Annotated in this window: 8 protein-coding genes; 7 read left to right on the forward strand and 1 reads right to left on the reverse strand. The window is 63.0% G+C overall.

Annotation, left to right across the window (positions count from 1 at the left end):
- Positions 1-876 (forward strand): cyclic nucleotide-binding domain-containing protein (locus tag VHD36_13640; protein ID HVU88358.1); only part of this gene is annotated, 876 nt, incomplete at its 5' end.
- 191 nt (positions 877-1,067) lie between these two features.
- Here the strand turns inward: VHD36_13640 and ppk1 are convergent.
- Positions 1,068-3,254, reverse strand: a complete 2,187-nt coding sequence (ppk1, locus tag VHD36_13645) for a polyphosphate kinase 1 (GenBank protein ID HVU88359.1) — start codon at positions 3,252-3,254, stop codon at positions 1,068-1,070.
- A gap of 241 nt (positions 3,255-3,495) precedes the next feature.
- Between ppk1 and VHD36_13650 the strand changes: the two genes are divergently transcribed.
- From VHD36_13650 to VHD36_13675, 6 genes are all read left to right on the forward strand, one after another.
- Positions 3,496-4,404, forward strand: coding sequence for a triphosphoribosyl-dephospho-CoA synthase (locus tag VHD36_13650; protein ID HVU88360.1), 909 nt, complete (start codon positions 3,496-3,498; stop codon positions 4,402-4,404).
- Between the two features lie 40 nt (positions 4,405-4,444).
- On the forward strand, positions 4,445-4,939 hold the full coding sequence (locus tag VHD36_13655; GenBank protein HVU88361.1) for a 6-pyruvoyl tetrahydropterin synthase family protein: 495 nt from the start codon (positions 4,445-4,447) through the stop codon (positions 4,937-4,939).
- A gap of 13 nt (positions 4,940-4,952) precedes the next feature.
- Complete coding sequence (locus VHD36_13660) at positions 4,953-6,230, forward strand: hypothetical protein (protein ID HVU88362.1); 1,278 nt, start codon at positions 4,953-4,955, stop codon at positions 6,228-6,230.
- 21 nt (positions 6,231-6,251) lie between these two features.
- Positions 6,252-6,989, forward strand: a complete 738-nt coding sequence (locus VHD36_13665; GenBank protein HVU88363.1) for a methyltransferase domain-containing protein — start codon at positions 6,252-6,254, stop codon at positions 6,987-6,989.
- Positions 6,990-7,119: 130 nt separating this feature from the next.
- Entirely contained in the window at positions 7,120-8,307 is a 1,188-nt protein-coding gene (locus VHD36_13670) for a lactonase family protein (protein ID HVU88364.1), read from the forward strand.
- Positions 8,308-8,401: 94 nt separating this feature from the next.
- Positions 8,402-9,220, forward strand: a complete 819-nt coding sequence (locus tag VHD36_13675) for a class II glutamine amidotransferase (GenBank protein HVU88365.1) — start codon at positions 8,402-8,404, stop codon at positions 9,218-9,220.
- Positions 9,221-9,492 lie beyond the last annotated feature (272 nt).

The raw sequence follows: 9,492 nt of genomic DNA on the forward strand, positions 1-9,492 counted from the left end.
TTGGCCGGCCTCGATAGTCACGCGCTGACCGAGATGCGCCGCAATATCGGCTTCATCTTTCAAGCGCACAACTTGTTCGAGTCGCTGACCGCGCGGCAGAACGTGCGCATGGCACTAGAACTGAATTCCGTTCCGCGTGAAGAGGCCGATGCCCGCGCCGCCGAGCTTTTGGAATTGTTGGGACTAGGAAAACGGCTCGATTACAAGCCCGAGTCTCTTTCTGGTGGCCAGCGACAGCGGGTGGCGATCGCCCGGGCTTTGGCGAACCGTCCGCAGTTGATCCTGGCCGACGAGCCCACGGCGGCACTCGACAAACAATCGGGCCGCGACGTAGTCGATCTGCTGAAGCGCATCGCCAAGGAGGAATTGGCGACGATCCTGATCGTGACGCACGACAACCGCATTCTCGACGTGGCCGACCGCATCGTGAACATGGTCGACGGCCACGTCATTTCGGACGTGGTGGTGAACGAAGCGGCCATGATCTGCGAATTCCTGCGCAAGAGCGAAGTCTTTTCCGCGCTCGACGCCCGGACGCTCTCCGACGTGGCGAACAAGATGCGCCTCGAAACACATCCGGCGGGCACGGTGCTGGTGCGGCAAGGCGATCCGGGCGACAAGTTCTATCTGATACGCACGGGCGCGGCCGTGGTGAGCGTGCAAGACCACGGCCACACGCGCGACCTGGCCACGCTGCGCGAGGGAGATTTCTTCGGCGAGGCCGCGCTGATCCGTGGCGAGCCGCGCAACGCCACGGTCACGGCCACCGAGGAAGTCGCCCTGTGTACGCTCGGCAAGGAAGCCTTTCGCGAAGTGCTCGAATCGAGCGCGACGTTCAAAGAGCAACTGCTGCGAATCCTGTTCGCGCGACAGTAAGGCAAGCCGGCTCTAGCCACCGAGCACACCGAGACCACAGAAGAAGATTTCTCGGGAGCGAGCTCACGCGATGAGGTGTGGACGCAAGCACCGACGCATCGCCCTTCTTCCGCTACTCCTCTCGGCGCCCTCGGAGAGCTCTGTGGCAAATCTCTTCGACGCGCTCGCGAGGCAATCAACCGCAGGCGTGCTTAATGTCGTACCATGCCTTCGCCGGACTTGGGATGGCCGTTCTCGACGTGCGGCTCGGCGTGTGAATTGACGTGCGGTTCGGCCACCAGCGGCGCCCCGCCCACCCGGCCGTACAGCAGCTCCTCCTGGCAACGGTGCCGCGGCGCGTCGGGCGCGCGCTCGGCGCGATAATGTGAGCCATCGGCGCACAGGATTCTCGCTTTGACGTTATCGCGCAAATAGGCGGGAATGATCTCTTCAAGAATGCGCTCCCGCGCCTTGGGAGCCTCGATCGGGAACATCACTTCCACGCGGCGATAGAAGTTCCGCGGCATCCAGTCGGCGCTGGCCAGAAAGATTTGGGCTTCTTCATCCGGGCTGAAGACATACACCCGGCTGTGTTCCAGGAACCGGTCGACGATGCTCCGCACGCGGATATTTTCCGAAATGCCGGGCATGCCCGGTCTCAGGCAGCAGATGCCGCGCACGACCAGGTCGATGGGAACCCCGGCCTGGCTGGCGCGGTACATCGCCTCGATCACGCGATAATCGACCAAGGCATTAAGCTTCGCAAAGATTCGCGACGGTCGACCAGCCTGAGCCCTCCGCGTCTGCTCATCGATCAGCTCGATCGTCCGCCGGTGCAAGTCGCCGGGGGCGACCACCAGCTTGCGCCAATGGTGCCCCTGCGAGTAGCCGGTAAGCAAGTTGAACAGGGCCGAGGCGTCGGCCGCGATATCCTCGTCGGCCGTGAACAGCCCCAGGTCGGTATAGAGCACGGCCGTGGCCGGGTTGTAATTGCCGGTGCCCAGGTGGACGTAGCGGCGGACGACGTTCCCTTCCTGCCGTACGACCAGCGACAGTTTGCAATGCGTCTTCAGGTCGAGGAAGCCGAACACGACGTGGACGCCGGCCCGTTCGAGCTGCCGCGCCCAACTGACGTTGTTGGCTTCGTCGAAGCGAGCTTTCAGCTCGACGAGCGCCGTGACGTGCTTGCCGTTCTCGGCCGCCGCGATGAGGGCCCGCGTGACGGGCGAATCGCCGCTCGTGCGATAAAGCGTCTGCTTGATGGCCAGCACGTTCGGATCGACCGCGGCACGGCTGACGAATTCCACGACCGGCTCGAACGAATCGAACGGATGGTGGACCAGCATATCCTGCCGGCGGATCGACGCGAAAAGATCCTCGTTGCCACGGCGGCCGCGCGGCGGGCGCGGCGTAAAAGGCACGTCGCGCAAGTGCTCGCGCCCCGGCACCTTGATCAATTCGGTCATCGCCGTCAGATCCAAAGGCCCCGGAATGCGGTACAGCTCGCTGTACGAGTCGGCCGTGCCATCCCCCTCTTTGATCTCCTCGGGCTCGACGATCATGCGAATCAACGCTTCGCTCACGTCCGCCGCCACTTCCAGCCGCACCGCCTGGCCGCGTTGCCGTTCGCGCAAGCGCTTCTCGATCAGCCGGAGCATGTCGTCCGACTCCTGCTCGAGCAGCTCCACGTCGCTGTCACGCGTGATGCGGAACGTCGTGCTCGACAGCACGTCGAAGCCGCCGAACAAATCCGGCAGCCGCGCCGTGATTGCATCTTCGAGCAGAATGAATTGCAGGTCGTCCCCCTGCCCCAGCGGCACCAGCCGCGGCAAAACTTGCGGCAATTGCACGACGGCGAACAAGTGCGCCGGGCCTAGCCCCGTGCGCCGATCGAGGATCGCCGCCAGATACAACGACCGATTGTGGTAGCGGGGGCTGGGGTGGGCCGGGTCGACGGCCATCGGCGTGAGAATCGGAAAGGCCCGTTCGGCGAAGAACCGGTCGACCACCGCGCGCTGCTCGTCGTTCAGTTCCTCATGCTTGAGCAAGCGAAAGCCCTGCTCGGCCAGCGCGGGCCGCACCGATTCGTTCCAGCAGCGATATTGCGCCGCGACCAGCTCCTGCGTGCGGATCGCAATCCGCTGCAATTGCGAAAGAGGCCGCAGCCCGTCGGGCGAATAATCTTGCGGAGCCAGATCGCCGAACGCCTGTTCGCGCAGACCCGCCACGCGGATCATGAAGAACTCGTCGAGGTTCGAGCTGAAGATCGACAGAAACTTGACGCGCTCGAAGAGCGGATTCGTCTCGTCCTCGGCCTCTTCCAGCACGCGCGCGTTGAACTCCAGCCAGCTCAATTCGCGGTTGATGAAATGCTCGGACAGGAATGATTGATCGCTCACGAGATCCTCGGGCAATTTGGCGCTAACGGGCTCCCTAACCAACCCTAGATTTCGGCCCCGGTCACGGTCCCGTAAGGGCTCGCGCCGGCGCGAGATCAGGGGCTTTTCGGGCCGCTGCAACCCGCACAGGCGGATTCCGACCACCCGTTCCATCTTACCGCCTGAGCGTCGGCAGGTATATTGAAGGTTCTGCCCTATCGAGACGTCCAGCCTGTTTCCCGCCGCCCGCCAGAGCCGCCGCATGTCGTTTGATTCCGCTGCGACCCCGCGCTTCGACTCCTCGGATGATTGGCCGCAGCGTGTCGCGCGCTACGCGGGCCTGGCGTGCTTGTTGGAAGTGACGGCGCCCAAGCCGGGCAACGTTCATCGCGGCGCGGATTTCGAGGGACTGACATTTCTGGATTTCGCCACCAGCGCATTGGTGATCGGGCCCGCCATGGCCCGTGCCGCGGCCGGTGCGCGACTGGGGCTGAGCGTGCGCGACTGCGTTGCGGCCACGCGCGCGGCGGTGGCCACGAACACGAACTTGGGCTCGGTACTGTTGCTGGTGCCGCTGGCCATGGCCCCGCGCCATGAGTCGCTGCCAGCGGGCGTCAAACGCGTGCTCGCCCAGCTCGACGCCGAAGACGCGCGGCTGGTTTACGAAGCGATCCGTCTCGCACAACCGGGCGGGATGGGGCGCGTCGAAGAGGCCGATGTCACCGGGCCGGCCCCCTCCGATTTGCTGCATGCCATGCGCCTGGCGGCCGATCGCGACCTGGTGGCGCGGCAGTACGTGAACGATTTTGCCGACGTGTTCGACGTCGTGGTGCCCGCGATTCGCGCCGGGGTCGAGGCCGACTGGCCGCTGGCCGACACGATCGTCCATGCGCACCTGACGACGATGGCCCGGCATCCCGATAGTTTGATCGCGCGCAAATGCGGCGCGCCGGTCGCCGCACAAGCGGCCCACATGGCCGAGCAAGTCCTACAGGCCGGCCGGCCCGGAGAGCAGGCCTACCACGAGGCGGCGTCGGATTTCGATTTCTGGCTCCGCGCGGATGGTCACCGCCGCAACCCGGGCACCACGGCCGACCTGGTAACGGGCGGTTTGTTCGTGGCGCTGCGCGATGCGATAATCGAGCCGCCGCTGCGGTTTTATGCCTCGTAGCGAACTTTTGCCGTCTGATACCTCGCAGGTGCCAAGCGCCGTGACCGAGAAATACCACGTCCGGATCGTCAAGGAAGCGTTGGTCTTCAGCGCCGCGCACTTCATCACGTTTGCCGGCAATATCTGCGAGCGGCTGCACGGCCACAACTACAAAGTGGCCGCCGAGGTTCATGGGCCGCTCGACGAAAACCAATACGTCGTCGACTTCATCGCCGTGCGCGACGCTCTGCAAAAGATCGTCGCCGAGCTTGATCACCATATGTTGCTGCCGACCGATCATCCGCAAATCAAGGTCACGGCCGGTGAGCAGCAGGTCGAGGTGACTTTCGAGGATCGTCGCTGGAGCTTTCCGCGCCAGGATTGCATCCTGCTGCCGGTGGCCAACACCACGGCCGAACTCCTGGCTCGGTTCATCGGCCGGCGCTTGCAGGCCGATCTTTTCGCGCGCACCGGCGCGCGCCCCCAGAAGCTCCTGGTGGCCGTTGACGAATGCGAGGGGCAATGGGGCGTGTGGGAATCGGATGAGACTTGCTGACAAAGGGAACACAATGCTCGATCGCAGGGATTTTCTCGGCGCGCTGGGAACCGGCTTTCTGGGGGCAACCTTCGCAGGCGCCGCCGGAGCAGGAGAGCCTGCATCAAACAAGAAAAAGCTGGCGATCGTCACCACCGAGTGGCGTTATCACTCGCACGCCTGGCACATGGGCGAACGCTTCCTCGTCGGCTATCCGCACAACGGGCGCTGGCACATGCCGCCGTTCGAGGTCGTCTCGGCCTATGTCGATCAATTTCCGGAAAACGATCTGAGCCGCCAGCGGGCCGCCGAGTTCGGCTTCAAAATCTATCCGACGATCGCCGAAGCCGTGCGCGCCGGCGGCAACAAGCTGGCCGTCGACGCGGTGCTCGTCATCGGCGAGCACGGCAACTATCCCGATAACGAGCTGGGGCAGAAGAAATACCCGCGCTACGAATTCTTCAAGCAGGTGACCGACGTGTTTCGGGCCGACGGCCGATCGGTCCCCATGTTCAACGACAAGCACTTGTCGTGGAAATGGGAATGGGCCAAGGAGATGGTCGATACGTCGCGGTCGTTGGGCTTTCCGCTCGCAGCCGGTTCGTCGCTCCCCGTGACCTGGCGCATGCCCTCGATCGACATGCCCTACGACGCCGAAGTCGAAGAGGTCATGTGCCTGGCGATCGGCGGGCTGGACAGCTACGATTTTCACGCGCTCGAAGTGATTCAATGCATGGCCGAACGGCGCCGCGGCGGCGAGACGGGCGTCGTCGCCATGCAAGGCCTGCGCGGCGACGCCGTCTGGAAAGCGCTCGATGCCGGCAGTTGGCCGTCGGGCGGCTGGGATCCGAATCTTTTTGCCGCCTGCCTCAGTCGCACACAGACGTTGGCCCAGCCCGAGACGTTCAGCGATCGTTACCCCACCGTCGCGCAGATGCGCGAGTGGGTGAAAGACCCCGCCTGCTACCGCTTCGAATATGCCGACGGATTGAAGGCCACGATGCTGATCATGAACGGCCTGGTCAGCGATTTCACCTTCGCGGCCCGATTGAAAGACAAGCCTGAGCCGCTATCGACGCTCTTCTATCTGCCGCCGAATCCGAACGTCACTTACTCGGCCGAACTCATGTCGAAAGCCGAAGAGACATTCCTCACCGGCAAAACGCCTTATCCGATCGAGCGGACTTTGTTAACGTCCGGCCTCGTGGCGGCGGGCATGCTATCGTTGGGTACGGGTCAGAAGCGGATCGAAACGCCGCACCTGGCCGTTCGCTACCAGGCGCCGCGCGAATCGACTTTTGCGCAGCGCTAGACGCATCGCCGCTTGCCAGCCATGACCACCGACTACAACACGATTTCGCGCCAGTATCAGCTTTCGAAGCTGCAACCGTGGCGGGCCCATATCGAAGCGCATTCGCTTCTGGGGCTGGTCGGTGATCTCGCCGGTCAATCGGTGCTGGACGTCGCCTGCGGCGAGGGCTTTTATACCCGGCTGCTCAAGGAGCAAGGCGCGAGCGCGGCGATGGGCGTCGACCTGTCGGAGCGGATGATCGACCTGGCCCGGGCGCAAGAGGCCGCGGAGCCGCGCGGGATTCGCTACGAAGTCGCCGACGCGGCGGCCATGCAGCTCGATTCGCAATTCGACGTGGTTGTAGCGGCGTACTTGCTCAATTACGCGCATAACCGCCAGGAGCTCGCGGCCATGTGCCGGGGTCTGGCCCGATCGCTACGGCCAGGCGGGCGCTTCGTCACGGTGAATTCCAGCCCGTTGCTCGACTTTCGCCAGGCACCGTCGTTTCGTAAGTACGGGTTCGAAACCAGCATGGCCGACGGGGCCGCCGAGGGCGCGCCGATTACCTGGACGTTTCACCTGGCGGACGGATCGTTCTCGATCGAGAACTATTTTCTCAATCGCGAGATCCATGAAGAGGCGTTGCAGGAGGCCGGCTTCCGCGAGGTACGCTGGCACGCGCCGCACCTCGACCCGGCCGGCGCCGAGCGCTTTGGTGCCGACTTCTGGGACGACTTCATGTCTCACTCGCCGATCGCGCTCATTGAGTGCGTGAAGTAGACGGCGGATTCTCGTGCGTGGCGTTCTTCGTCCACCTGCTCCCCGCGAATGGTTGTTTGGCGATGCGCGGTGCGAGTGCTAGACTGGCGGCCGTCATGACCCGCCCACGTCTCTCACCAGGATACGCGCCATGCCCTGCCCCGCTCGCGTTTCGAAGGTTCTGCTCCTGTCGCTCGCCGTCGTCGTCTTCATGAATAGTGCAACCAACTCGATCGCTAACGCTGCTGAGGACAACGATGCCGATAAGATGCTCGTATTTGTCGGCACGTACACCAGCGGCCCGGACGAAGGCGTCTACACCTGCGAGCTCGATACGAAGACGGGGGCTTTGAAAAAGCTCGCGGCCAGCGGCAACGTGAAGGGACCATCCTTTGTCGCGATCCATCCGAACCACAAGTTCCTGTACGCGGTGAGCGAAGTCGCCGATTACAAGGACTCGAACACAGGCGCCGTCACGTCGTTCGCCCTCGATCCCGCCACCGGCAAGCTGACACCGCTTAATCATCAATCGTCGACGAGCGCCGGCCCCTGTCACCTGGTGGTCGATCGGCAAGGCAAGAACGTGCTGGTGGCGAACTACGGCGGCGGCACGGCGGCCGTGCTACCGATCGGGGCCGACGGGAAGCTCGCGCCGGCATCCAGCACCGCGCGTCTCACAGGTTCGAGCGTGAACAAGAGCCGGCAGGAGGCGCCGCACGCCCATTCGATTAATCTCGACGCGGCGAATCATTTCGCCTTTGTCGCCGATCTTGGCACCGACAAGGTGATGGTCTATCGGTTTGACCCGGCCAAGGGGACGATCACGCCGAACGATCCGCCGTCGGTGGCCGTCGAGCCCGGCTCCGGCCCGCGACATTTCACGTTTCACCCGAGCGGCAATTTCGCCTACGTGATCAACGAAATGGCCTCGACGATCACGGCCCTGGCGTACGACGCGGTGCGCGGCACCTTGAAGCCCATCGGTACCGTCTCCACGCTGCCCAAGGACTTCAAAGGTGAAAACACCACGGCCGAAGTGCGTGCCCATCCGTCGGGCAAGTTCGTCTACGGATCGAACCGTGGGCATGACAGCATCGCCATGTTCGCGGTCGATCCCGCGAAGGGGACCCTGACCCCGATCGGCCATCAAGTGACGGGCGGCAAGACGCCGCGCAATTTCAACATCGATCCGGACGGAAAGTTCCTGCTGGCCGCCAATCAGGACTCGGACACGATCACCGTCTTCAAGGTCGACCCGCAAACCGGCAAGCTGGAACCGACCGCGCACTCGATCGACATCCCGAAGCCGGTGTGCATCCGGTTCTTGAAGAAAGGATAACGGACAGAAAATGAATGGCGGCGGCCGTCGTGAAGCCGCGTGCTTTCCCGCTCATCATTCATCGTTCTGCATTCATCATTTTTGGACAACCGTCATGTGCCGCTGGCTGTGCTATACAGGTTCGCCGGTCTTTGCGGACACGCTGCTCTTCAAGCCGCAATACTCGCTGGTCGAACAAAGCCAGCACGCGCAGCGATCGATTTATACGGTCAACGGCGACGGCTTCGGCCTGGGCTGGTATGGCAGCCGCCCGTGGCCCGGCATCTATCACGACACGCAGCCGGCCTGGAACGACGACAACTTCCAGAACCTGGCGGCGCAGATCCGCTCGCACATGATCCTGGCCCACGTGCGGGCCACCAGCGGAACGGCCATCCAGCGGACAAACTGCCATCCCTTTCGCTATCAGCATTGGCTGTTTCAGCACAATGGCGAGATCGGCGGCTTCGATCGGCTGCGTCGCGATCTGCAACTGGCGATCGAGCCGGCCCTGTTTTCGCAATTGCGCGGCACGACCGACAGCGAAACCATGCTGCTACTGGCCGCGTCATTCGGCCTGGCACAAGATCCGCTACGGGCGCTTGAACGCATGGTCGGCTTAGTTGAGCGCACGCGCCGCGCGCATCACATCAAGGACGGGTTGTATATGACCGTGGCGTTGACCGATGGCAAGCGCGTATTCGCCGTGCGATACGCCAGCGATCGCGACGCGCCGAGCCTGTATCACAGCCGCAACTTGCACGCGATTCAAGAACTGGGCGGCAAAACCGAGAAACTGCCCGACGACGGACTGCTGATCCTCTCCGAACCGCTCGACGCGGTCAGCGAACATTGGGAAAAGATTCCCGAATCGACAGCCCTGGTCGTTGAAAATGGCAACGTCAGCCAGGTGTCGTTTAAACCCGAAGAGTAGAGAATGATGAATGCAAAATGATGAATGATGAGGGGAAGGAAGGCACTCGACGCAATTCCGACAAGAGTACCTTCGTTCCTCACTTATAACTCATCGTTCATTGCTTCGGCGGTTCATCATTCATCATTTTGCATTCATACTTTTTTCAAGACACCGTCCATGAGACCGCTCAATCATCACAGCGACGAGTCGTTGGCGCCGGCGTACGCGTCGCGCAACTTTGCCCGGCCGATTCCGAAATACGATATTCCGGCCGACGGCATGCCGGCCGC

Source organism: Pirellulales bacterium (assembly GCA_035546535.1).
Lineage (GTDB): Bacteria > Planctomycetota > Planctomycetia > Pirellulales > JACPPG01 > JACPPG01.